Source organism: Flavimaribacter sediminis, from assembly GCF_019492055.1.
GTDB classification, from domain to species: domain Bacteria; phylum Pseudomonadota; class Alphaproteobacteria; order Rhizobiales; family Rhizobiaceae; genus Flavimaribacter; species Flavimaribacter sediminis.
On the sequence record NZ_JAICBX010000006.1, the window covers coordinates 181,483 to 206,644 of the forward strand.

At 57.4% G+C, this 25,162-nt stretch carries 22 protein-coding genes; 12 read left to right on the forward strand and 10 right to left on the reverse strand.

Annotated elements, in window-relative coordinates; genetic code table 11:
• Positions 1–13: 13 nt before the first annotated feature.
• From K1W69_RS25065 to K1W69_RS25075, 3 genes are read right to left on the reverse strand one after another with little or no spacing between them, the layout of a single operon-like run.
• The gene (locus tag K1W69_RS25065; protein WP_220231206.1) at positions 14–583 is read right to left on the reverse strand and encodes a hypothetical protein; all 570 of its coding nucleotides are present in this window, start codon (positions 581–583) and stop codon (positions 14–16) included.
• A gap of 5 nt (positions 584–588) precedes the next feature.
• Positions 589–855 carry a hypothetical protein gene (locus K1W69_RS25070; RefSeq protein ID WP_220231207.1) on the reverse strand — a complete coding sequence of 89 codons (267 nt, stop codon included), beginning with the start codon at positions 853–855 and terminating at the stop codon, positions 589–591.
• A 48-nt stretch (positions 856–903) separates the two neighbouring features.
• A complete protein-coding gene (locus K1W69_RS25075) occupies positions 904–2,184 on the reverse strand; it encodes a PBSX family phage terminase large subunit (RefSeq protein WP_220231208.1) in 1,281 nt (426 codons plus the stop codon).
• Between the two features lie 347 nt (positions 2,185–2,531).
• Here K1W69_RS25075 and K1W69_RS25080 point away from each other — a divergent pair, with 347 nt between their 5' ends.
• The 3 genes from K1W69_RS25080 (at position 2,532) to K1W69_RS25090 (ending at position 5,261) form a co-directional block, all read left to right on the forward strand.
• Positions 2,532–3,785, forward strand: coding sequence for a hypothetical protein (locus K1W69_RS25080; protein WP_220231209.1), 1,254 nt, complete (start codon positions 2,532–2,534; stop codon positions 3,783–3,785).
• A gap of 5 nt (positions 3,786–3,790) precedes the next feature.
• Positions 3,791–4,387: a protein-S-isoprenylcysteine O-methyltransferase gene (locus K1W69_RS25085; RefSeq protein ID WP_220231210.1), complete on the forward strand. Its 597-nt coding sequence runs from the start codon at positions 3,791–3,793 to the stop codon at positions 4,385–4,387.
• 181 nt (positions 4,388–4,568) lie between these two features.
• Entirely contained in the window at positions 4,569–5,261 is a 693-nt protein-coding gene (locus K1W69_RS25090) for a lipase family protein (protein ID WP_220231211.1), read from the forward strand.
• A gap of 3 nt (positions 5,262–5,264) precedes the next feature.
• Here the strand turns inward: K1W69_RS25090 and K1W69_RS25095 are convergent, their stop codons facing one another.
• Positions 5,265–6,101 carry an isocitrate lyase/PEP mutase family protein gene (locus tag K1W69_RS25095; protein ID WP_220231212.1) on the reverse strand — a complete coding sequence of 279 codons (837 nt, stop codon included), beginning with the start codon at positions 6,099–6,101 and terminating at the stop codon, positions 5,265–5,267.
• A 189-nt stretch (positions 6,102–6,290) separates the two neighbouring features.
• Between K1W69_RS25095 and K1W69_RS25100 the strand changes: the two genes are divergently transcribed.
• The 4 genes from K1W69_RS25100 to K1W69_RS25115 are packed head-to-tail and all read left to right on the forward strand — an operon-like array spanning position 6,291 to position 8,914.
• On the forward strand, positions 6,291–6,938 hold the full coding sequence (locus K1W69_RS25100; protein WP_220231213.1) for a hypothetical protein: 648 nt from the start codon (positions 6,291–6,293) through the stop codon (positions 6,936–6,938).
• Positions 6,935–7,948, forward strand: coding sequence for a hypothetical protein (locus tag K1W69_RS25105; RefSeq protein WP_220231214.1), 1,014 nt, complete (start codon positions 6,935–6,937; stop codon positions 7,946–7,948). Before K1W69_RS25100 ends, K1W69_RS25105 begins: the two co-directional genes overlap by 4 nt.
• Before the next feature lie 46 nt (positions 7,949–7,994).
• Entirely contained in the window at positions 7,995–8,375 is a 381-nt protein-coding gene (locus K1W69_RS25110) for a rhodanese-like domain-containing protein (protein ID WP_220231215.1), read from the forward strand.
• Complete coding sequence (locus K1W69_RS25115; protein WP_220231216.1) at positions 8,372–8,914, forward strand: AAA family ATPase; 543 nt, start codon at positions 8,372–8,374, stop codon at positions 8,912–8,914. Before K1W69_RS25110 ends, K1W69_RS25115 begins: the two co-directional genes overlap by 4 nt.
• Before the next feature lie 145 nt (positions 8,915–9,059).
• Here the strand turns inward: K1W69_RS25115 and K1W69_RS25120 are convergent, their stop codons facing one another.
• Positions 9,060–10,169, reverse strand: a complete 1,110-nt coding sequence (locus tag K1W69_RS25120; protein ID WP_220231217.1) for an AI-2E family transporter — start codon at positions 10,167–10,169, stop codon at positions 9,060–9,062.
• 206 nt (positions 10,170–10,375) lie between these two features.
• On the opposite strand from K1W69_RS25120, the gene K1W69_RS25125 reads away from it, so the two are divergent.
• A complete protein-coding gene (locus tag K1W69_RS25125) occupies positions 10,376–12,409 on the forward strand; it encodes an FUSC family protein (protein ID WP_220231219.1) in 2,034 nt (677 codons plus the stop codon).
• A gap of 40 nt (positions 12,410–12,449) precedes the next feature.
• Here the strand turns inward: K1W69_RS25125 and K1W69_RS25130 are convergent, their stop codons facing one another.
• Both K1W69_RS25130 and K1W69_RS25135 read right to left on the reverse strand, forming a co-directional pair.
• Positions 12,450–15,611 (reverse strand): efflux RND transporter permease subunit, encoded by a 3,162-nt coding sequence (locus tag K1W69_RS25130; protein WP_220231221.1) that lies wholly within the window; start codon positions 15,609–15,611, stop codon positions 12,450–12,452.
• A gap of 12 nt (positions 15,612–15,623) precedes the next feature.
• On the reverse strand, positions 15,624–16,727 hold the full coding sequence (locus tag K1W69_RS25135) for an efflux RND transporter periplasmic adaptor subunit (protein WP_220231223.1): 1,104 nt from the start codon (positions 16,725–16,727) through the stop codon (positions 15,624–15,626).
• Positions 16,728–16,970: 243 nt separating this feature from the next.
• Between K1W69_RS25135 and K1W69_RS25140 the strand changes: the two genes are divergently transcribed.
• From K1W69_RS25140 to K1W69_RS25155, 4 genes are all read left to right on the forward strand, one after another.
• The gene (locus K1W69_RS25140) at positions 16,971–18,044 is read left to right on the forward strand and encodes a Leu/Phe/Val dehydrogenase (protein ID WP_370688316.1); all 1,074 of its coding nucleotides are present in this window, start codon (positions 16,971–16,973) and stop codon (positions 18,042–18,044) included.
• Positions 18,045–18,238: 194 nt separating this feature from the next.
• Positions 18,239–19,018 (forward strand): SH3 domain-containing protein, encoded by a 780-nt coding sequence (locus tag K1W69_RS25145; protein WP_220231224.1) that lies wholly within the window; start codon positions 18,239–18,241, stop codon positions 19,016–19,018.
• 457 nt (positions 19,019–19,475) lie between these two features.
• Positions 19,476–20,276: a methyltransferase domain-containing protein gene (locus K1W69_RS25150; protein WP_220231225.1), complete on the forward strand. Its 801-nt coding sequence runs from the start codon at positions 19,476–19,478 to the stop codon at positions 20,274–20,276.
• Positions 20,277–20,402: 126 nt separating this feature from the next.
• On the forward strand, positions 20,403–21,287 hold the full coding sequence (locus tag K1W69_RS25155; RefSeq protein ID WP_220231226.1) for a hypothetical protein: 885 nt from the start codon (positions 20,403–20,405) through the stop codon (positions 21,285–21,287).
• Here K1W69_RS25155 and K1W69_RS25160 read toward each other — a convergent pair.
• From K1W69_RS25160 to K1W69_RS25170, 3 genes are all read right to left on the reverse strand, one after another.
• The gene (locus tag K1W69_RS25160; protein WP_220231227.1) at positions 21,271–22,893 is read right to left on the reverse strand and encodes a DUF427 domain-containing protein; all 1,623 of its coding nucleotides are present in this window, start codon (positions 22,891–22,893) and stop codon (positions 21,271–21,273) included. The genes K1W69_RS25155 and K1W69_RS25160 overlap by 17 nt on opposite strands.
• A gap of 98 nt (positions 22,894–22,991) precedes the next feature.
• Positions 22,992–24,176 (reverse strand): adenylate/guanylate cyclase domain-containing protein, encoded by a 1,185-nt coding sequence (locus K1W69_RS27355; protein WP_220231228.1) that lies wholly within the window; start codon positions 24,174–24,176, stop codon positions 22,992–22,994.
• A 135-nt stretch (positions 24,177–24,311) separates the two neighbouring features.
• Positions 24,312–25,151, reverse strand: a complete 840-nt coding sequence (locus K1W69_RS25170) for an alpha/beta fold hydrolase (protein ID WP_220231229.1) — start codon at positions 25,149–25,151, stop codon at positions 24,312–24,314.
• Positions 25,152–25,162: the final 11 nt, after the last annotated feature.

A 25,162-nucleotide genomic window follows, 5' to 3' on the forward strand; every position in this document is an offset into this window, starting at 1 on the left:
GCTCGCGTCCGCTTCACGCTTGACCGGTTGCGGCGTGGTTGTCTTCGGTGTTTCGATTTTCGTGCTGAAGCACATGGCCCCATCTCCTGTAGACTGATGCAGGCACGCCGCCGCGCACCCATTCGTAAAGTAAGAAACGCTCGCCATTTCTGCCCCATTGCTCGAGGGCGCATCGTCGCCTGGCGCCGGTTGCCTCCAGCCAGCGATGCGCAGCGGTGTGGCTGTCGATCGATCGCGCCTCGATGCGGCGAATGCCGCCTGCGTTCCAGGCGTCGACCAGTTCGCGAAAGACGAAACGCGTGACGGCGGGAATGCAGCGTTCGAAACCGCATGCGCCATAGGCCCAGGCGCTCAGAACGCCCTCGCTGATCGGCGCAAACCCGAACGCGCCGGATGGCTGGCCGCCTCGCAGGACGACGAAGGCTTCACCAGCCGCGAGGCCGCTTGCGGCAATCGCCGCCGGCTTGGCGTCTGGCGGAACCTGACATCGGATTTCGCTTCTGTCGTCTGGCCGCAAATTGGCGACGATATAGGACACATCGCGCAATGTGGCCGGAACGATCGCTACCGCGCCTCTCGACATGGCCGCTATCGCCTGCGTTTTTCCAGCACCTGCACATCGCAGGATCCGGAGGCGACGTCCACGCGCACCCAGCACGGCGCGCCGACATCGATTGGCACAAGTCTTTCGTCGGTGATCGTCGCGCCGTCGCCGGATTTGACGTAGATGTCCTCGCCAATGCTCAGCTTGATTTCGCAGGACAGGCCGGCGGCGTTGCTGATCGCCACGGCGCCGACGCCGTCGGCCAGTTCCACCGGCAGGCTTTGCGCGGTGACGCCAGTTTCATAACTCATTCTTGATTCCTTCCCGTTGAGAACAGTGTCTTGTCGGACGAAAGTCGCCTACCAGCCTTGCAGGGGATCGAATCCCGAAGGACTGACCTGCAGGCCGGCGCTTGCCTTCAGTCGCTCGTGATGGACGGTTTCCGCAAAGGTCAGCGCCAGCGCGTCCGCTATGTCGGGCGACAAGAGCCCGCGCCGCTTCATGTCTTCCTTCTTTTCTATCTGGATCCGGTTTCTCGCGTCGAAACTGTATTCTGGAGACTGCAGGTCGATCATCAATTCGTCATCATCCGGTATGTCTCCGATATCGCGCAGCCAGTCGCGCATGCGCGACCACATTTCGGCGCGCTTGTTCCTGAAACGGAGACTGTTTGAAGCCCGCGAGCCTCCGTTGACATCAATGACTTTCAATCCCAGTTGACGCAGTCGGTCGACCACCCCGCCTCCAACGCCCACGCCATCAACGAAGATGGCGTTCGGTTTCTCCAAAACGGCGATCTCGCTGACCTTTCCCGCCGTCTGCATCAGGTCGAGCGTCGACCAGCGCCAGATCCGGGCAAGCTTGTAGGCGTGGCGCGCCACCAGCACGGTTCTGTCGTCTCCGAAGCGCGCGACGTCCAGCCCCATGATCCTTGGACCTTCAGGCGAGGCGCTTTGCCTGTCTCGCGCAGCAGCGACAGTCTCGCGAGCAATGAATTGCATGTCAGAGAGGTTGCGGTAATCGCCCAGCCACACATGCTCGTATTTGTTCTGGTCAAACGCCCGGTCACGCTCCATGTCCGCCCTCAAAACGTCCGGAAAGAACGGATTGTCGGTGTAGTTTGCCCGAACGACGACGGCGTCTTTCGGCTTTTGCCGACGCAGGAAGCGGTCGATCGGATCCGTCGGACTTTCAGGGTTCCAGGAAAACCACAACTCGCTCCCCGGACTGCGGATCGTTGGAATGAGCAGATCCAGGCTCTTCTGGCTGACGGTTTGCGCCTCCTCGATCCACGCAATGTTGAACCCTTCCAGGGACTTGATGGAATGGGCGTTGTGGTGCTTCAGTCCCCGGAACGCAAACAGGCTGTCGTTGGGACCCCGGATTTGCGTTTCGGTGACGTCGAAAAACGCCTCAAGCCCGAAATCCGCTATCTTGTCTTCGATCAGTTGCTTGACCGAATCCCGGATCGAGTTCTGTGTTTCTCGCAGGCATACGGCCCTCACCTTTCCGTCAAGCGCCCTGAGGCACAACAATCCTCCAAAAAAATGTGACTTTCCGCTGCCACGTCCGCCCCACGCGCCTTTGAAACGCGACTGACCGACGAGGGGCCGAAACACCTCGGGAAACTTGATTTTCATTGCGCTGACTGGGTGTGCGGATCACCCCTGATGTTGGGAGAGCGCGTTGCGTTTGCGCATTGATCCGATGTTACTTTCGATGAGGAACTTATACGGTATTTTCGGACAAAATGGAATGGAAGCTGCGCCGCTGCAAACCGGGATCACAGCAAACCGTACCTGCAACCGAATGAAATCACGACGTTATTCTTGATGTTTCTTTACGGTGTGGATTGCAGATCCTATGGAGTCAGTGCATTTTCATGCCCGAGCGAGGCGATTATCTCGAACTGTAACAGGGAAATAAGAGTTGATTTTTACCGGTCTGTCTGGAAGTGAACGTGCTGTCTGGGCCGGATGACTCGCCGATGAACATGCAATCAGGACGCCACGGAGATAAGCAAGCGCAGTATTCTGCGGAAGCGCGTCGGCGTTTCGTCAGCGACAGGGTCGCTACGCGACTGGTTCTCAATTTTTCCGGTTTCGAAAACACCAGCGTTCATGCGCTCGTTGATCGCCTCGCCCGTTGCGCGGAAAAGACCGGCAGCGTGTTCGGATTCACGGTGGAGCGTTCGCCCAAGGACGCGCGCGAAGCCGATCATATGAGCGTCACGGATTTCCGCTCTCAGGGATCGGATTGGCGCGTTGACACGAGGCTCGTGCAGTTCGGATGGTTCGACATCGTGGCGGAATACGAGAACTCGCCCTATCCGGCGGGTTTCCTGGCGAACTTTGTCAAATATCTTGCTTTCTTCGCAGATGGCACGGTGCTGCGATACATGCGCACCAGCAAACTGTACTTTCTCTTCTCCATCTATCCGCTTGTCCTGGCGGTTATTCTTGCTGCGGCAAGCCTTATGGCCGTGCGTTGGATCGCAGACTGGCTGGGGCTGACGAACTGGCTGGTCCCGCCAGCAGCCATCGTCTTCTGGCTTATTATGTGCCGCTGGCCTGGACGCTTTTTCTACATGCCGCTTACGATCAGCGACTGGGGATTCGCCCGGGATATGGTCAACCGAAGCAATCCCAAGATCGATGATCGCATGGGTCTGTTCGCCAGACGCGTCGCCGAGGAAATCGCTTCGTCCACACATGATGAAATCGTTATCTCCACCCACAGCTTCGGGAGCCTCTGGGCTATTGGCGCGCTCACACGCGCGCTTGAAGAAAACCCGTCGTTGCTGGAAGGCAAGAAACTGCGATTCCTGGCGCTCGGCTCAAGCCATCTCAAGATTGCGCTGAGCCCCAAAGCGTCATGGATGAGAGATCAATTGAAAAGGGTGCTCTCGGAGCCCGCGCTTTTCTGGCACGAATTCCAGTCGAAGGACGACGCCATCGCCTTCTACAAGTCAGACCCGTTCAAGCCCGCCGGTCTGTCTGGCGACCCCGATCGATACAAGATTGATCGCGTCCGTTTCAAGCGGGGCATGACGCCGGCCCGCTACCGGCACATGAAACGCTCGCTCTATCGCACCCATGGCCAATATGTGCGCTATTACGACAATCCCGTCGATTTCGATTTCGGGATACGGCTGTTCGGACCGTTTGACACAAGGTCACTTGCCGCAACGCCGCACATCGTCAAATTGCTCGCATCTGACCAAAAGGCTCGGCCGGGATAGCGCATATGTCATCAATTGACTGGTCTTTGGCGGGCAAAACCGTCTGGTGGATATTCATCGCCGTATGGGTGGCCTTGAGATGGCGGCCGAACGTCCGCGCGCGTCGTCATCGCGTCAAGCAAAGCAAGCGTAGCCTGAGGGAGAATATTTCCCTGGTGATTTCCTTCAGCGGCCTGTTTCTTGTGCCGGTCATCTGGATGTCGACGCGGTGGTTTCGGCCCTTCAATCATGACATAGGGCCGTTTTCGATCGCCGTCGGGACGATCCTTTTGATCGTGTCGCTCATACTGTTCCATATGACCCACAAGGCGCTCGGCACGATGTGGTCGAACAGCCTTGACCTGCGGACCGGCCACCAACTCATCACCACTTCGATCTACACGCACCTGCGCCACCCCATGTATACGGCCTTCTGGGTCTGGGCGCTTGCGCAGCCATTCCTCTTCGCGAACTGGATTTCGGGACTATCAGGAATCGTCGGATTCGGCGCACTGTTTTTCCTGCGCGTCGGCACTGAAGAAGAGATGATGGAGGCTGAATTCGGGGAAGAGTATCGTTCATACGTTAAACGAACAAAAAAGATCATTCCTTGGATCTACTAAGTCCTTAAACAAGCGGACTGCCTTCTTTCAATTTTGATGACAATTGTATAATAAATACCAGCCCGGGACTTACAAAATCCCGCTCTGATAGTAGTTCTACAACCGCACTTGCGCTATTGTCGAAGCAATGCGCGGTAAGTCATGCCGTCACGTCGGGGGACGATTGAGAGGGGTACGCTCTATGCTTGGCATCGTGAAGACGATGAAATCTGTGCTTGGCGCCATTTGCGCTGCAACACTTGTGGTTGCACTATCTATACCTGCAAGCTTTGCAGAGAACGACAGCAACTACACAAACCGTCAGACCCGTGACACCACAAATCACAGCTACAGCAGCGCCAAGAACCGGAAAGTGGATCCCCGCACCGGCGAAGTGTATCTGCTGCGTGGTCTCGCCAACATCTTTTCCCTCGGCATGGACGAAATAGAAAAAAAGATGGAAGCCCGCGGGCTGAACGCCAGGACCTTCAATCACAGCGGTTGGAAATCCGTTGCAAACGATATTGTGCGTCGGTCGAAAGACAAGAAGGTGTCTTATCCTATTGTGATCGCCGGCCACTCGCTTGGCGCCAACAGTTCCGTATCGATGGCCAACTACCTTGCCGATAACGGTCTGGAGGTTGCCCTTGTTGTCGCCTATGATCCGACGATCAAGCGGACCGTCGGCAAGAACATTGATAACGTCATCAATTTCTATGTGCCAAACGCCACCGATTCCAACGCCATCACCAAGGGACCGGGCTTCAAGGGAAGTCTGAAAAACGTTGATATCTCCGACATGAAGAATGTTGGCCACATGAATCTGGAAAAGAATCCGAAGCTGCAGGACGAACTGGTGAACCGTGTCCTGAAAATAACACGCGCCAAAAAGTAGCTTCTACCCCCCTTCGCCCTTTCCGGCCATGAACCGCAACGCTGCGGCATGGGGCAAAGCGTCGTCGGCATAGGCGAAGGTTCCGCTGTTCAACACCTCTTCCGCCGCGCGAACCAGTCCGCCGAGGGCTGCGCGCGCAAAAGATCCGCCGACGCTGATGCGCTTGACGCCGGCCTGCGCGAGAACGCCAACCGACCATGTCGGACCTGACAATCCCATGACAACATTCACAGGTTTGTTGACGGATTCGCAGACGGCGCGAATGGCGGCGAGATCGGGCAGCCCCGGCGCGTAGAGCACATCGGCGCCGGCTTTCTCGAAAGCCTGCAGACGCCGGATCGTATCGTCAAGTTCCGGCCGTCCATGAAGATAATTTTCGCTGCGAGCCGTCAGGAGAAAGTTCTGTCCCCTGCCCGCTTCGACACAGGCGGAGATTCGATCAACGGCCAGTTCGAAATCGTAAATGGGTTTGTCGGTATTGCCCGTCGCGTCCTCGATGGTGCAACCGACGAGGCCCGCGGCGATAGCCCCTCCGATGATCGATGCGCAGTCTTCAGGGGATTCGGCAAAACCGTTTTCCAGGTCCGCGGAGACGGGCAGCGACGTCGCATCGACGATCTCTTTGGCGTTGGCAAGCATCGTTTCCCGATCGAGACGATTGCTGGAATCGCGTTCGCCGATCGCAAAGGCCAGTCCGGCGGATGTCGTGGCGAGCGCTTTGAAGCCAAGTGCGTCCAGTATTTTCGCGGATCCGGCATTCCATGCATTCGCGATGACGAAGCACCCCTCCTGGGCGTGCAATCTTGCAAAAGCGTCGAATTTTTCCTGACGTGTCGGCATGCCTGCACTCTCCGGTTGCAATACGCACCTGAACATATCAGGAACATCTGAATGCTGCAAGCAGGAACGAGACAATAGATTACATGGCTTGCGTCGTAGAAATATGTCAAAGAAGATTTGCCTGTCCTATTGTACGCGACGATAGAAAGGGACAGCTACTGTCTTCTGCTGTGAGTTGCCGGTACGCAAATGGATTTTACCGACCTGATACAATTGCTGCACCACATCTGGTCCGGGGCGTTGCGGTTTGACCCGCAAATCTACGATCCGTCCGGCATGGATGACGCAACGCGTTTCGTATCCGTTCTGATCGTCATCCTGGCGGGCGCGTCGATTCTCATCGGCCAGTGCTTCGCCCTGTTTCTTGTGTCGGCGTCCCCCGTCGGATTTCTGCTCGGCCTTCTTTTCAATGGACTGTCGCTGGCCATACGTCTCGGCGTCTGGATGGCCGCGTCAGTGATGGTCGCCAGCCTGTTCTTCGATACGGTTCTGCCGCCCTGGAACTTCATCTCCATCATCTTCATAGCGACGTCGCCTCTTGTGTTCGGTTTTCTCGCGGTCTTGCCGAGCGTCGGCAACGTCGTTCTGTTCGTTCTGTACGGCTGGACGACGCTGAACATGATGTACGGCATGTTTTACGCCGCGAAGGTGCCCTTCCTGTCCGGCGCGCTGTGCGCGCTTTCCGGATGGATTGTGATGAGCCTGGTCGAGCGCCTGTTCTTTTCCAGGAGCCGCGCCGCACATAGTGGCGGGTTCCTTTTTGCAAGTCGAAGACTGTCGCGTTATTCGTCAGAACAGATCGCCGACTACGTCAAGCAACGGATAATGAACCGATGAGCGATCTGCAGGAACTGCTGACAGGAATTCTGCTCGTAGCTGGCGCAACCCTGTTCGTGGCGTTATTCACCGCGCCCTTTGAAGCGATGACGTGGTGGTCGCGCTGGACAACCACGGATGACGGCGACCTTGAAAACGTCGACGGGCTGCCAATCGACAAGCTCTCCGAAAATCCAGCGGCGATCAACGAAGCCGACGATAAGGCGGTCGTGGTCTACGTCACAGGCATCGGAACAATCACGGGTGACTCGCATCCGCCTCTGGAGGCGAATTTTCTGGACGAACTGAAAAAGGCGATGCCCTACGCGACCATCATCCAGGACTTTTTCCCGTATTCCCCGATGGGCATTCCGCTTACCGGCCAGCGCATCTTTGGCTGGTTCTGGCGCTATCTCGGCGGCCACAGCGCCAACGTAGCCAAGAACCTGATCCGGTTGCGCAACATGTTTCAGGTGCTTGTGGCCGCTGACGGCAGATATGGTCCGATCTACAGCGCAGGCACCTATCAGGTCATCCGCAAGAAACTGTACCAGTCAGGTCAGACGCCGGGCTCCCACCGTCCTGTGATATTGCTGGGCTACAGCGGCGGGGCGGAAGTCTCGGTCGGCGCCGCCCCCTTTTTGCGAACGGCGTTCAAGGCAAGGCTCTCGCTACTTTCGCTTGGCGGCGTGCTTTCTTCCCATTCCGGGCTTTCCGCGCTGGATGACATTGTCCATATACAGGGCACGGCCGATCGCGTCACTCGCATCGGCGCCGTCGGGTTCATTCACCGCTGGCGAATTTTCGCGAAATCCTACTGGAACGAGGCGCGTCGCGAGGGCCGTATAACGCGGATCACATTTCCTGGAGTTGGACACAACGGACCCAATGGCTATCTCGATGACGCCAGCAGCCCCGCAGAGGGGCAGCCGAGCAATATGCGGATGACGGTCGACGCAATCAAACGCATGGTCGACAACGAGATCGCGGAAAGCGAGAGAGACCGAAACTACAAGTCCTCAACGGTCTGAAACCACACCGAACAGTCAAAGCAGAGACGAAAGAAGGAGTGCAAGAATGCAAACCGAACAACTGGGCGACACGGTCTTCGAAACCTGGACGCCGGAGGAGGTTTACGAGGCCTTGACGCAACATCGCATCGTGCTGATCGACGTCAGAACGCCCCAGGAGTTCATGTTCGAACATATTGAAGGCGCGCTTCTTTCGCCGATGGCGTTCTTTTCTGCGCAAGACCTGCCTTCGCAGCAGGGCAAGCCTGTCGTGCTCCACTGTGGCTCCGGCGTCAGATCCGGCCGCGTGGCGAAGATGTGCAGCGAGGCAGGCGTCGACAAGATAGCGCACATGGATGGTGGTTTCGGCAAGTGGAAGGAAGCACGGCTTCCCTATATCGGCACGGAAATGAGCACTGGCTCCCCAAAACGCATGCAGATGGAATGAATGCGGGCGAACGCCGCTTCTTTGTTCTGTCCGGCTGTTCGGGAGGCGGAAAGTCCACGCTGTTATCGGAACTCGCCGAAAGAGGATACGCCACCGTTGAAGAACCTGGGCGCAGGATAGTCCGTCAGGAACTGGGCAATGGCGGAGCAGCCCTGCCCTGGCGCGATCCCGCAGCCTTCGCGCGCAGGGCTGTTGCGCTGGCGCAGGAGGATTGGCAGCAGGCGCAGGCGGCCGATGGACCGGTATTCTTCGACCGCGGCCTTGTCGACGCAGCAGCCGCCCTGGAACATGCCACAGGAAAACCTTTCCTGGAATCCATGTGCAGTCCGCGACACTTTCATCACATGATGTTCCTCGCGCAGCCCTGGCCGGAGCTTTTCGGTCAGGACACGGAGCGCAGACACGATTTCGGCGAGGCCGTCGCCGAGTTTGAGAGGCTTGTGAAAGCCTATCGGTCATTGAACTACACGGTCGTTCCTCTGCCCAAGGCGCCGGTTCAAACCCGGGCGGATTTCGTCGTCTCGATGACAGCGGTCTGATCCGTTCGGTGATCCAACCGCCGTTGATGGCTTTCAGATTTGGAGACTGGCGGCGTCAAATCCATAGAGCCCTCTGCCAGTTATCACGTTGTCATTGTTCGGCCCCGCAACAAAGACGACAAAACTTCTGCACTGTCGCCATGGCCTATGAACTGGTCATTCCCTTCCTGTCCGCCGCTTCCGCAAAGGGTTGTTTGGCCCAGTCCTTGCCGATGCGCCCGTCACTCGACAGCAGTATGGCGATTGGTCGCGTCGGCTCGAACGCCGCTAGAACGATAACCACCACAGACGTCATCGGAACCGCCAGAATGGCGCCTGCGACGCCCCAGATCGCGTACCAGACAGTCAGCGAAATTAGAATGATGAACGGACTGAGGTTGAGGGATCGGCCAAAGAGGCGTGGCTCCACGACGCCGCCCATGAACATTTGCGATGCTGTCAGCGTGACAAAGACGAAAAGCAGCGAGGGGATCGAGCCGAATTGTGCGGCGGCGAGAAGGACGGGAGCGGCTACGCCGACCATCGATCCCACATACGGGATGTAGTTGAGAACGCCAATGAAAACAGCGAAGAAACCTGCAAAATCAAGCCCGATCGCCAGCATTGCGACATAGCTGATCAATCCCAGCATAACATTGACGAGGGTTTTCAGCGTCAGATACTCGCCAATGCGCTGGTTGACGCTTCCAACGACATCCATTGCGGTCTCGGCGTCATTTCGACTACCGGCCGCAAGCATAATCTTGCGCGGCAGATGCAACCGCTCGGCAATCAGGAAAGTCGCATAGAAGATCACGACGAAAATCTGCCCGGCGAAGGAGCCGACGGATGTCACGGTCGTGCTGATGACCCTCTGTAGATTGACATTTCCAAGGAACAGATTGCGTATCGTGTCCCAGGAAGGCTCGTCGTCGATACCCAGATAGTTCGCGACGTCTCCGATGAACAGCAGCAAGGTCGACTGGTATTGCGGCGCAAGCGCCACAATCCGCTGAACGTTTTCGGCGAACAGAAAAATCATCAAAACGGCAAGAAAAATGAATAGCAACAAGGCGGTGACGTTGCGCAGCCAGAGCGGAATCAGCGACCCAACCACAGGAACCCGCCCCAGCGCGGACGCGATCGTCGACAGGATATAGACCGAAATGATGCCGGAGATGATCGGAATGAATATCGGCTTTCCGATGTGCAATATGTAACCGATCATGATGGCGAAGGCCAATCCATAGACCAGATTACGAAAGCGGTCGTTCATTCAGCGGCTCCTGCTTGTGCAGCTTCTGGTGCGAAGTAGACCTGCATTCCTGTATGATTACAAGCCTCCGCCTCGTCTTCGACAGCGCCTGTTCGGAAGTCACGGTCCATTCCATATACTACCGTTATTGATTGGTTTTTTGACAAGGAAACATACACTGTGAGAGCGATCGATAGAGACACATTGAGGGACCCGGAAAGCGCGCGATGACCCTTGGACTGACCAGGTTGGCATCCTTTCTTCGCCGGGTGGATCCCGGCGGCCTCAACCTGGTTCGCGGACTGCATTTCGGTCTTGCAACCATCCTTGCAGGCTGCATCGGTTATGGGCTCCACCGCCTCGCCCCGCCTGGCGTCGTGCCGAACCTGACGATATTTTGCGCCGCAAGCGCCGCCTTCAGCCTGCTGTTTCTGACGCCCGGGCCGAAACCGACAGAGTTCAGGCTGATCTTGCGCAACGGCGCCGTAGTCCTGGCGGTGCTCCTCGTCGGAGCAATCGTCGGCTGGGGCAGCCTCGATCCAAGCGGCCGGCTCGTCACCTATATCTGGGTACCGGTCATAGCGTTCGGGTTTTACCTGCGGCGTTACGGCGTCGACGGAACCCAGGTCGGAAGACTGATGTCGATGATGTTCATGTTTCTCGTCATCGAGAACCCGGATCGGAGCGTTTCATGGTGGCTTCCCCTTGCCGCTCTGATCGGCGCGGGATCGGCCATTGTCGTGCGTATTCTAGGCTGGCGGCCTTCTTCCCTCAATGCATTTGCGTCCGAGGAGCACTCAATTCTGTCAGAGTTTGCGCGAAGATTGAGAGACAACGATGTGGCGGATCAGCTGGAAGTCGATGATTTACGGGCGCGCTGGACCGAGTTCGCACGCCTCTCCAATACTGTCGTTTTTCAAAACCCCCAGCTCAGCGACGATGTCCAGACGCGGGTTCTGCGCGTTCTGCGCATTCTGCTTTCCGGTCAGTACATCGGCGACCTTTACCAAGAGATCGCCGCGTCGGGAAATGGCGATGTGATCGCTCGTCCGGATCTTGCAGCGTTGCGCAAGGATGTCGCGCAGGTTTTGCTTGGCTCCGATCGCTACAGCGTGAAAACCCCTGATGAGGTCGAACGCATTCGCGAGCGCCTCCTCTCATCCGGAGGTGGGAACGATCAAAAAGACTTCTACGAATTCAGATTGTTCGCCGCCTACGCAAGAATTTTCGAAATATTGCAGACAACGGGAACCGGCAAGCCGACGCCGGAGCCTCGCCGCGTCTGGCAGGTCAACGCAGCAGACTCAGAAGCTGCAAACCGAATGGCTATACAGGGATTTGTCGCCGCAAGCGTCACGATTTTCCTGACCTCATGGTTCAATCTCGCCCACGGTTTCTGGGCCACGATGACAGTCTATATGGTGCTCAGCGGCACCGCGGGCGCAACGCTGCAGAGGATGACCGAAAGAACCATCGGAACGGCCGCCGGCGCCGCCCTGGCGATCCTGGTTGAAAACACAATTCCTTTGACGTCGGTTCAGGCCGCAACTGCTTTGTTGGCGTTGGGACTTGTCGTACTTGCGCTTCCCGGAAACTACACAATTGCATCCGGCCTGATTAGCTACACCGTACTCATCGCCTTCCATCTTCTGGCCGACGCTGGCAGCGGAAATGCACTTGCGCGCGTATATGACACCTTCATCGGCGCATTCACCGGGCTCGCCGCCGCGCTGCTGATTTTCCCGGTCAGGTCGGTCGACAAGATCGACCCCTTCTTGGTGGATATCAGAAGCAAGGCGTTGGATCTCGTACACACCGCGACCGATGTTCAAAAGCAGCAGCTGAACGCGTCCGTGGCGGCGCTTGAACAGTCCTCCAGGAAGCTCGCCGAGATCATTCCCGAGATTGAGGCCGAACGTCTGCTCGACCTTCAGCCGCCGAAGAAACTCAGGAGACGCCTGGCTTATGCCGACGCGCTGGTCTCATACGTCACCCTCTATGTCGATACGCGCTCGAAGACAGAACCGTTTCAACTCTCCAACGAGACAGCAGAATTTCTTCGCACCGTTCAGGAGCAACTGGAAAAGGCTTTGCTGCCATCCCCCGAGGCGCCCGGAGCGGCAGCCGACACGCTGAAAAAGCTGGAAATACCCCGTCTTGACGTGGACAGCCGTCGGCTCACGATGATGCTCATCGGAATAAGATATTACGCCTACAAGACAGCCACGGTTCTGCACGAGTTGAATACGCTCAAGCCCTGAGGCCAAACCGCTTCGGCGATCGGGTGCGCGCCGGAGGTCCTTATGCCGCGCCTTGCTCCGTCCCTGTTTGTTCGGGCTGGTTCCGGCGACGGCGCCAATTGTTCGCCTTTTCGCGCATCGACTGGAATACGAAATATAGTACCGGAACCATCAGCAGACCCAATGTGCTGTCCACCAGCATCCCGGCGAACACCGGCACGCCGATCGACAATCTGGCGCTCGCTCCCGGCCCGGAGGCGAAGATAAGCGGCAGGACGCCGATGACGAAGCAGAGACCGGTCATCGTGACAGGTCTGAACCTGAGCTTTGCAGCGCTCAGCGCCGCATGGGCGATGCTGGCGCCTTCGTCGCGGCGCACCTTGGCGAACTCCACGATCATGATCGCCTTCTTTGCCGCGAGCGCAATCAGCAGCACCAGCCCGATCTGCGCGTAGATGTTGTTGTTCAGAAAGGAGATAAAATACAGCGGCAACAAGGCGCCGAACACCGACATCACGGTCGACGTCATGACGGACATCGGCAGTGTCCAGCTTTCATATTGGGCGACCAGAAACAAGTAGGCGAATATGACTGCAAGGATGAGGATGTAAACGACAAGGCCGCCTGCCTGGACCTCCTGCAGCGTTACGCCGCTCCAATCGATGCGATAGCCATCCGGCAGGGTTTTCGCCGCAACCTCTTGCATCGCCTTGATCCCCTCACCCGACGCAACGCCGGGCTCGAGCAACCCGGTGATCGATGAGGCTTGGAAAAGATTGTAGCGATAGATCTGGTCCGTTCCGAGAATCGGGCTCTCCGTTATGAGCGCGCTGAGTGGAATCATCTCGTTCGAGTTGGTTCGAACATAGATGTCGCGGACATCGTCGATCGACTGGCGGAATTTCGACTCGGCGGTGAGGACGACCCAGTAGATATTGCCGTCAATCACGAAATTGTTGACGTAATACTCGCCAAGATTGGCCTGGAGCACCTCGTAAATATTCGAAATATCGACACCCAGCGTCTGCGCCCGGTCACGATCGATCGCGAGATAATATTGCGGCGTCGTCGCAGCGAAATTGCCAAACGCCTGTTTGTATTCCGGCGTCGCGTTCAACGCTGTCAGGAACGCGCGCTGGACGGAGTCGAGCTTCTGCAGACTGCCCGAATTGAGATCCACAAGCTCGGCGGCCGTTCCGCCGCTGGAGCCAACGCCCTGGATCGTCGGCAAAGGAAATACGACGGCTGTCGCGGAAGGCAAAGCGTTGAACTCGCTGTTGAGCGTGGCGAGGATGCTGTACCATTGGGTTTCCGGCGTTGTTCGCTCGCTCCAGTCCTTCAGGACCGCGACGATCATGCCGGTGTTCGGACGCGTCCCGTTGATGAGACTATCGCCGCTCACTCCGATGACGTTGAGAACCCCCGGCGTCTTTGCGGTGATATCACTCAGCTGAGTGATGACTTCCTCGGTGCGCTGAATGGAGGCTCCGTCGGGCAATGTTATGCTCGACATCAGCACGCCCTGGTCCTCCTGCGGAATGAAGCCAGTGGGCGTTGCCTGGAACAGATAGACCGTTGCGCCAATGAAGCAGGCGAATATCACCAGCGTTACGCCGGCGTAACGCAGCATTCTGAACGTCAGCCACATATATCCGCGCCGCAGCCGATCCACCGTCCAGGGTATGACTCTCAGCGGCCCCATCGCCTGGCCGGTGTTTCTCTTCAACAGGAGCGAACACAGCGCTGGACCCAGCGTCAACGCGTTGACTGCGGAGAGCGAGAACGCAAAAACGATCGTAAGTGCAAATTCCAGATAGATTTTTCCGGTGATTCCCGGAAAAAAGCAGACCGGCACGAAAACCGCCGCCAGCACAAAGGTTGTGGCGATAATCGGTCCGGTGATCTGCGACATCGCCTTGAGCGTCGCCTCTCTGGGCTCCAGTTCCTCCTCTTCCATGATGCGTTCGGCGTTTTCGATGATGACGATCGCATCGTCCACCACGAGGGTGATGGCAAGAATGATTGCAAACAGCGTAATCATGTTGGCGCTGAAGCCGATGAGGTAGATCAGCGCCACGGCGCCCAGAAGCGAGACGGGAATTGCAATCGCCGGAATGATCGTCGCCCGCCAGCTCAAAAGGAACATGAAGGTCACTGCGATGACCAGAAGAGCGGTAATTCCCAACGTCTCCATGACTTCCCGCACCGAAGCGCGAACAGCCTTCGTCACGTCATAGGTGAGATTGTACGCAACGCCTTCAGGAAAGGATTTGGCCAGTTCGTCCATCTGCTTGTAGACGCCGTCGGCGACGTCGAGAGCGTTCGCGCCGCTTTCAAGCAGGATCTGGATCGCGGCCGCCGGCGTGTTGTTGAAGGTGGCGTTTGAATTGTAGGTTTCCGAACCGAGTTGCAAGCGGGCGACGTCGCTCAACCTGACCAGCGATCCGTCCGTATTGGCCTGCACGATGATCTTTTCGAACTGCTCGACCGTATCCAGCAAACCCTCGGCTTGCAGCGTGTACTGAAAGTCGACCTTGCCCTCGCCGAACGGCGGGGCGCCGACCGAGCCGGCGGTCGCCTGGACGTTCTGGGCTTTGATCGCATCGACGACATCCGACGCCGTCAGGTTGAGGTAAGTCAGCTTGTCTGTGTCCAGCCATACCCGCATGCTGTAATTCAGTTGGCCGAACTGGGCCGTGCCGCCCACGCCCGGAATGCGGCTCAAGGGCTCTTGCACATGGTTTGCCGCATAGTTGCTGAGAAAGAGTTCGTCCCGCGACTGATCCGGCGATATCAGGTTGATCACCTGAATCATGTTGCTGGACTGTTTGGACGTGATTACGCCCTGCTGGACCACCGTGGCGGGCAAAAGCGCCGTCGCCATGGCGACCCGGTTCTGCACGTTGACGGCCGCGATATCCGGATCCGTGCCGATGCGGAAATTGACCGTCAGGACATAGTTGCCGCTGTTGTCGCTGGTCGACGTCATGTACAGCATGCCGTCGACGCCGTTGACCTGCTGCTCAATCGGCGTGGCGACGGTGTCCTGGATCACCTTTGCGCTGGCGCCGGGATATTGCGCCGTCACCGAAACCTGGGGCGGCGCAATGTTCGGATAGTCCGCAATCGGGATGAATATGATGCCGATCGCTCCGACGAGCGAGGTGACGATAGCGATGACGACGGCGAATTTCGGCCGATCGATAAAGAACTCGGAAATCATCAATCGCTCCCGTCAGCTCTGCTGCTCGACAGGCTTGACGACGATTCCAGGCTGCACCTTCTGAAGGCCCTGTACGATGACTTTCTGACCTTTTTCCAAACCTGACTTGACGACCCACATGCCGGCCTGTTGCGCGCCAACCTGGATGTCCTTCCGTTCGACCTTGTTGTCATCGCCGACGATGAAAACGAAGTGGCCCTTCTGGTCGAGTTGCACAGCAAGCTGCGGCGCCACGAGTTCCGGCTTGGCAGCCGGATCCATCGTCTTCGCGGTAATGAACTGACCGGGAATCAGAATGCCGTCGGGGTTGTCGAAGGTCGCTCTGATTTCCGTAGTGTCCGTCGACTGTTCGATCGCGACCCCGACATAGTTGATCTTGCCCTTTTTGGGATAAACGTCCCCGTTCGAGAGCGTGATTTCCACGTCGAGTTTCGCCTGGTCTTCTCCGATCAATCCCTTCTGTCGCGCGTCGACGAGGTCGGCTTCGCTCATGTAGAACCGGACATAGATGGGATCGACGCTCAGAATGGTCGCCAAAGGGCCGCTTTCCGGAGTTACGAGGTTGCCCACGTTGATATTGGTGGTGCTGATCCTGCCGTCGATCGGGCTGGTGATCGTCGTATAGCCGAGATTGATCTGGTCCAGTTCCAGCTGAGCCTTGGCTTCGCCGAGCGTCGCCTGACTGCTCTGCAGGTCGGCTTCCGCCTGATCCACCGCCGATTGCGGCTGGTCCTGCTTGTCGCGCAGGAACTTCATGCGTTCGAACGTCTTCTGGTTGTCCGTTACCGTGGCCTGCGCGCCCTTCACGGTCGCCGACGACTTGTCGACATTCGCCTTGTAGGTGTCCTTTTCTATCTCATAAAGGACATCGCCTTTCTTGACGATCGCGCCTTCCGTGAAATTGCGCTTTTCGAGAAACCCGGTCACCCGGACCTGCAGATCAACGGTGCTGACTGCAATCACCCTGCCAACATATTTATTCAGGGCGGCGGGAGACTGCTCCGTCACCGTCGAAACCACGACAGCGGGCGGTGGCGAGGAGCTGGCGGTTTGCGCTTGCGCCGCTAATGGCGCCAACGCCATGGACAGTCCTGCTAACGCCACTCTGAAAATCATGAAACGAACGCCCCCATTCTATTGGAGCCGCTATTCTAGCCGATATTATTCTTGAGATCAGTAAACTATTCCTGATTTTCATCGCGCCATCATATCGTCTACTAATGGTAGAAATATACAAATACTCTTATAGGTTGTATTTCTTTACGCGAGACAATCTATGTATTATATTACTATGCAGTATTTCCGCGTTGCGTATCGGAAGTCGCGCGTGGTTAGCGAACGCCAGCGAGGTGGTGAACCGTGAACACGCACGCCATGACGATGGAGGATTTTCGACAGGAGTTCCTGGCCGATCACCCGGATTTCGACAATCACGAACAGGTCGTTTTCAGGCGGCTTCCCGAGTTCGGCGTGGACGTCATAATCGCCATTCACAACACGGTGCTCGGACCTGCCCTTGGCGGCGCGCGACTCTGGAAGTACCCGACCAAAGCCGCAGCCTTGACCGATGTCCTGCGCCTTTCCTCAGGCATGACCTGCAAGAACGCCCTGGCGGGTCTGGAATTCGGAGGCGGCAAGGCTGTTGTTATCGCCGATCCGCAACGTGACAAATCACCCGCTCTGCTCAGGGCTTTTGCAAGAACCGTCAACGACCTCGAGGGACGATATATCAGCGGTGAAGACGTGGGCCTGACCCCGCCCGATATGGATATTCTCGCGGAAGTCACCCCTTATGTCCGGGGTGGAACAAAAGGTCCGGCGGGAGATCCCTCCCCGTTTACGGCGCTGGGCGTGTTCGAAGGAATGAAGGAGGCCCGCCGCTTCAAGTTCGATGACGAGCGGATCGCCGGTTTGACCGTATCCATACAGGGACTGGGCAATGTCGGGTGGCGGGTGGCGGAAATGCTTCACGAAGCAGGCGCTAAACTCGTTGTATCTGATATCAGAGGCGACCGCGTCAAAGAGGCCGAAACCGCGTTCGGGGCGACTGCCGTCGACCCTGAAAAATCGCATCGCGTTGAAGCGGACATATACGCGCCATGCGCGCTGGGCGCCATCATCAATGACGAGACTGTGGACGAGATTGCAGCGCCGATTGTCGCGGGTTCGGCGAACAACCAGCTTGCGGCTTCGTATCACGGTCAACTGTTAGCAGAACGCGACATTCTTTTCGCGCCAGACTACGTGCTCAACGCCGGAGGCGTCATCTGTTTGGCGCGCCAGGATGAAACCGGTCCCGAGATCGAAAGCAGGGTGCGCTCGATCGCGCGCACACTCCGCAAAATCTTCGAAACCGCCGCCAGGGAAAACCTGCCGACCAGCATGGTGGCCGGTCAGATGGCGCGCAGTCGCCTGAAACACCGGGCCGGGTGAAATCAGCTGCTATCGCCTTGTTTGAAATATGCGACGGAGCCGGAGCCGGACATCAATGATGCATCGCAAGAGTATCTAAATATTCTGGTTACAGTGCGTTAGTAATGTCGACACAATTGCAACTTTCGAAGTGCCAATGACCTACTTCTGTGTATATTGGCGCCCGTTGAAACTCTACACGCTAGGAGGTGAGTATGAGGAAATTGCTACTGTGGGGATTGGCGGCGCTCTGCCTGCCGTTTATGACTGTTACCGCGCTGGCGCAAACGCCAGGCTATACCACTACCGGTGTGCACCTTCGCGCAGGTCCGGGAACAAACTATCCGTCCGTCGCCGTCGTGCCTGCGAATTCGGCAATCAAGATTTACGGCTGCCAGTCCGGTTACGACTGGTGCGACACCAAGTGGGGCGCAGCCCGCGGCTGGATCGACTCCCAATACATAGTCACTGTCGACAATGGTCAGAAAACACAGCTGACACCGGCTGTCGCCACCGCAGTCGGCATCGGCCTCGCGACGTTTAGCCAGGCGTACTGGAACAGCTACTACGTCGGATACCCCTGGTATAACCAGTGGGCTCACTACTATCACCCCTATGGCCCTTATGGTCCGCATCACCCCTACGGACCACCCCCGCCGTATCATCCATACGGCCCCTACGGCCCGCATCACCCATACGGCCCCTACGGCCCGCATCACCCATATGGACCACCCCCGCCGCATCACTCCGGCTATGGGCCTCATGGTGGTCCGCCTCCCGGAGTTCCCGCACACTATGGCGGCGGCGGAATGCCCGGAGGTATGCCGGGCGGCTTTGGCGGTGGAATGCCGCACGGCGGGTTCGGCGGCGGAATGCCACATGGTGGATTCGGCGGCGGCATGCCCGGCGGGTTCGGCGGCGGGATGCCCGGCGGCTTTGGCGGCGGCGGATTCGGCGGCGGCCACATGGGCGGCGGCTTTGGCGGCCATCGCTAGAACAACGCGGGCGTCAGCCTGAACATGCAGCGGGGCCGTTCATCGGCCCCGTTTTTTTTGTATCTGCACGACGGCGACATCGCCACATGGATCTTTTCTTTTCGCTGCGAACCAGCCGCGCAAAAGATCCGATCAGACACTCGCAGGCAATACGGCGCTTACGATTTCAGTATTGTCAGGCTTACATTTCCACAAATAGAAGCATTCGATATCTTCTGCAAACACACCAACACTAAAAATTGCAATATATAACATAATAATAATATCGTAGTAATTTATAGAGAATATCAATCATAGTTATTCTCAAAACTCGATTTTTTATCTATATTGATTATTTGATGACCCCAAGCTGCTTCGATAGTTTCATTGAAGAAGACAGTGCGCATGTTCGGCGTCACGCTGGACATCGCTTCACTGCCCGATCGCCTGCAGATTCAACAACTATCAGTAGATTTTGTTGTTCTTCCATTTGCTTTACTTCCGTCGAGCGGCAACCACCCCAAGACATCAAAAACATCAAATCAGATCGCGACAGCTTCGCCTCGTGGAGCCTGGAGGCGCGGGCCGTGGGAGTGGCGCCCTGATGACCAACCCGATCAAAGACCCATATGAAAACCCCAAATCGATAGAGTTCGGTTTCAGGAAAAAACGCTTCGCCCCTTTTGAAGAGATGATTCACGACCTGATGCCGGAAAGACGGCCGGTTCGCATACTCGACCTGGGGGGCACGGAAACTTACTGGATGATCGCGCGTGACCTGCTCGAAGAATATCACGGTCGGATTCACGTCACGATCGTCAACAATGAACCGATGGAGATCAAAGACCACAAGCATTTCTCGTTCGTGTGCGCGGATGCGAAGGACAAAAGCCTGCTTGTTGGAGAAGAGTTCGACATTGTGCATTCAAATTCGGTTATCGAACATGTCGGTAATTGGGAGGCGATCCTTAATTTCAGGGACAATGTGCACCGGCTCGGCAAGCGTCACTTCATCCAGACGCCAAACTACTGGTTTCCCATCGAACCCCATTTTCGTTTTATCGGCTTTCATTGGCTGCCGCTTTTTCTGCGCGCATGGTTGCTGCGGAACAGAAAGTGCGGGTTTTACCTGCAGGAGCCCGATTTCCTGAAATCGAGAGAGATCGTCGACAGCATCAAACTGATGACTGGGAAAGAAATGCGTCATCTGTTTTTCGACTCCCGGATTGTCAGTGAATCCTTTGGCGGCCTCACAAAGTCTTTCATAGCCATCAAGTAGCAATCGGATGCCGGCGCATCGCGCATCGGGATCAGTCAATCTTCAACCCCGCGCTTTCCAGTATCCACCTCGGCAGGCAGTCAGCGTAAGAAGCACCCTGGAAAACGCCTCCACAGGCGATCCGTTTTGTCCTATCGTGCCTGGATGGATGTGATCCTTTCATTCTTGCGCGGAGAACGGGCTCTCGGTCCGTCCTTCTGGTTTTTCTTCGTCGCGCCCTGCATCATCGTCTACGCAGCGCTGGCCGGCGTGATGACCTTGCCCTACGTCCCGCTCATTGTTTTCGTTTGCCTGCTTGTCGCCTCTCTTTCGATTTTCGCGACGCTGTCGATCGGCGTCATCCGCGCCGGAGAGGCCCATGTCGCCGCGCGCGGCTCGCTGGCGCCCGTCTGGGGCAGCTACGTCGCAATCATAATCGTGCTGTTCATCTTCGGCACACAATGGCTGGGTCTCTATCAGCGCACGATCTGGAAACCCGAAGAAGAGCTGTTCACGACGAAGATGGACCGCCTCCACGCTTCAACCTACGACTTGTCGCTGTCCGAAGACGGCCGCGTCCTGACGCTCGATGGCGACGTCGCCCTCGGTTCGACCAAAATCATTCGGAATCTGTTGTCGGAGAGTTCAGGCGTCGAAGCCCTGGCGCTCAACAGCAAAGGCGGAAATATCTACGAAGCGAGGGGCATCGCGCGACTGGTGTCGGAAGGAAATCTCGACACCCGTATCGATGGCGAATGCAGTTCGGCCTGTACGATCATCTTCATTTCCGGCGCCAACAGATCGATGGGCCGCAGCGCCCGGCTCGGCTTTCACCAGTATCGTCTGGACAGCACAGCCAATATTCCAAACGTCGATATTGCCGAGGAGCAGTCGCGCGACCGCGCATTCTTCGAAAATCAGGCAATTGATCCGGAGTTTCTGAAAAGGATCTTCAACAGTCCGCACAATGCAATCTGGTATCCTGAACGATCGGAACTCGAAACCGCGGGCGTGATCACGACACCGGACTGATCTGCGCGTCCGGCTGCTCGACATCCGCATCGAGATTGCCTGCCGCGTAGATCTCCTGGCTTGATTCAAATCCGTCGAAACGATGCGAGCCGATCGAAAAGACATTCTGCGGCAGGCTGTCGCCGTTGCTTTCCAGCGCGTGAACGAAGTCGCGCGACATGATGATCTTGTTGCCGGTCGCCTTGCAAAGTCCCTCCATCCTCGTGGCGAGATTGACCGCGGGGCCAATGACCGTGAAATCGAGGCGATCATGGCTGCCGATATTGCCGTAGGTCACATCGCCGATATGCAAAGCGATGCCCATGTCTATCGGCGGACCATCTTCGGTAAGCCCCTTCTCAAGGTTTTGCTCGACGACCTTCATCGCCTGGCGGGCCGACCGCAGGGCCAGTTCCGCCTGCCCTGCCCTGTCGTCGGCGAGATCGGAAACCGGAAAGACGGCGAGAACCGCGTCGCCGATGAATTTGAGCACTTCCCCGCCATTTTCGCTGATCGGCGCCAGAACCATGTCGTAATAGCGATTGAGCATCTTCAGATAGTCGTCGCGCGGAAGTTCTTCTGCGAGCCTCGTCGAGTTTCGCAGGTCGCTGAACAGGATCACGGCCTGGATATCCTCGCCTAGGCCACGCCGAATGTCGCCGTTCAACACGCGTATGCCGGTGCGACGTCCGAGATAGGTGTCGAGCAGCGTCTGCGTGTTCTTGCGTAATGTCAGAACTTCGAAATACCGCCCAATCGCCCCGACGATTTCGAAGATCTGTCCCAGGTCCGCCGTTGAAAATCCGTCGACGCTGTCGCTCGCGAGCGTAATCACGTTGATCTGCCCGTCCGAAAACGGAAGCGGCATAGCCACATAATCCGTCGCGCCGGCGGCCTTCAGTTCGTGAATGATCGGATAGTCGAACTCGAAGACGTCGACATTGAGAGGCTGGCGCACGCCGCCTTTGGCCATACTGACATAGTAGATCGGGCTGTTGACGAATTCGGGATCGTCGAGGAGATCGTAACTCGCTTCGGCCAGGATGGCCTCGTCTGTATCGCGCTTCCAGATAATATTGGTGCCTGCAATCTCGGGATGCAGCGACCAGAGCACGACCGACATGCGGCTGACGCCGATGCCGGCCTCCACGAGTTTGTGCCCGAGCATGCGCGCAAGCTCCCGGCGCGTCTTGCAATTGCCTGCTCCGCGCAACACCCAATCGCTCAAGGGACTGCTGATATGGGCTTCCTCGATCCGGACATCCGGAGGTGAAACCGAAAAGTCATAGTCCTGGGCGACCGCATCCGTGAAACAGAGGTACCCGCCTATCCCGCGCGCTTCCGCGAGAGGACGCTGATACGACCAGGCGCCGTTTTCCTGAATGCCGGACGGAGTTTTGACATGCCAATAGGAGGCTGTCCCCTTGAACGGGCAGAAGGTCTTTTGATCGGAAGGAATCAGGATATCGGGATCGACCGCGTCAACTGGAAAGTAATAGCAGTCCGCCAGGCGCGTTTCCCGCAGCACGCGCGCCCGGTCTGAAAAAGCGACAGTCTGCCCCTCATGAAGGACAGCGACCTCGCCCGCCACATCTCCGATCTCGATGCTGTATCCGTTTTCATTCATGCAGCGAACTTAAGCCGCTTCGATGCAGTTTCAAGTTCACTGTTCAGTGAACGGATTGTCTGCTGAAAAACGCACCATGCTTTGCGCTCCCTCCTGCCCTAGATCAGGGCGAAGGTTTCGATGTCCTGATCCAGACCGCGGATCGCATGCATGCCCGTCGAGCGGAAAAGCGACGGAACGAGATCCGCCACCGCGCTGGTCGCAAGAACCGTATCGCCCGTCGCCTTGCAAAGCTGTTCGACCCTGCTCGCCAGATTGACCGCCGGTCCGATGACGGTGAAATCCAGCCTGTCCCTGCTGCCGACGTTGCCGTAGGTCACCTGCCCCATATGAATTCCCGTGCCGGTTTCCAGCGGAGGCTTGCCCTCCGCCAGTCGGCGCTCGTTCAATGCATGGAGATTGGCGCGGATTTCAATGGCGGTTTCCGCAGCGCCAATACAGCGTTCCTCCTGGTTCTTCTCACCGGAGACCGGAAACACCGACAACACGCCGTCGCCCAGAAATTTCAGAATATCTCCGTCGCGGGCCTGTACCGCCTCCGCGACGATCTCAAAATAGTCGTTCACCGCCTCGATCAATTCGGCCTCGCGCCAGTAAGCGGATTTTGCGGTGAAATCCCTGAGGTCGGAAAACATAACAACCGCGTCCATATGGACAAGATCGCCTCTGCGTATCGCGCCTTCGGCGACTTCTTTCGCCGGGCCTCGGCCGAGATAGGTCGCAAGCAGGCTGCGCATGGACCGCCTCTGCGCGCAGGGCTCCATCGCCGCTGCGATCGGAGCCCTGAGTGACTCCAGCAATTCCAGGTCGCGCTCGGAGAACCCGCGCGGATCTTTCGTGACAAAGCTCGCGCCCTGGGTGGAACCGTCGCTGAACGAAAGCGCCATCGCGAAAAAATCGGTCCCCCCTGCGTCGGCCATTTCGTGCAATACGCCGTGGTCGTCCGCGGGATGCAGATTGTCGAGCCGACGTCGGAATGTGGCTCGGTTTTGCACGACATGCTGAAAGGGCGAACCATGCCAGGCCGATGTCTGCAGAACACTTGCCGGTATTGGATTTTCGACCGCCCCGTCCGGCGTCCAGACCGTGCTCCAGCCGACGATCAGCGGATTTGCAACCTGATGGTTTATGCGCATGCGCGACAAGGGAACGCCAGAAGCCGCCAGGCGAGTCGCCAGACCCTCGACAACCTTCAGTCCGTCGCCATACAACCTGCCTTCGCCGATGAGCCAATTTGCGATATCCGGCGCACTGTCCACAGAATTGGTCGTATGATTACCCACAACGCTATCGCCCGAATGAAACATTGTCCGGATGCAAAGACCCTCTCAGCAGACCGGACCGGAAATTACCTCCGATATGGTAACCGTTTCGCTGGAAATCAAACAGCCGGCAATCCGGCCTGGAAATCGAATGGATCAGGCGGCGGATCGCATGCGCGCCGAAGAAGCGGCGTCCGCTCCTTCAACCCGTGCGATGTGACGCAGGATGACCGGATTGATCACATCGGGATTGAAGACCGGCGCCATGTGGCCAAGCGCGGGAAACGCTTCGGTGCGAACGTCGCGAAAGGCGCTTGTTATATGTGACGTCACGCGCTCTGCAATGTCGGGTGACCGCCCGCCGCTCATCATCAGCGTCGGCAGATTGATCGCCCCCAGATCCTTCAAAGACCAGCTTTCAGCAAACCCGCCGTTGAAATCGGCAATGATCGAACGCGCCTGGGACGCGAATTTGTTGCGCGATTTGTCTGGGAGCGATTCCCAGGCCCCGTCTCCGTTCCAGAAATTGATAAAGGCGCGCATGCCCCGGTCGGGATTGCCGAAAGCCAGTGACACCGAAACCAGCCCCGCCAGCCTGCTGATCTGCCGGAAGAGCGCACGATCAATCGAGCATCCATGGTTGAGGAAGTGAAACGTCGCCGGCTCGTACAACGCCAGGCTTTTGACCAGGTCGGGTCGAACCATTGCGATTTTAAGCGCGACGCCCGCGCCGTTCGAATGTCCGACGAGATGAACAGGCTTCCCGTTGCGCTCGATCAGCTCGATGACGGGCGCCGCAGCAGCCGCGACGCCCTTCTGGGAAATATCTCGTGTCAGGCTGGCTTGACCGTATCCTGGAAGGTCAGGCGCGATGACCTCCATTTGCCCCGCGCAGTCAACGGCCAATGTCCGCCACTGGGCGCCGCTGGAGGCCGACGAATGGAGCGCGACCACCACGGGCGCGGACGAAATCTGGTCGTTTTTGAATTCTGGCATCGCAGTTCATC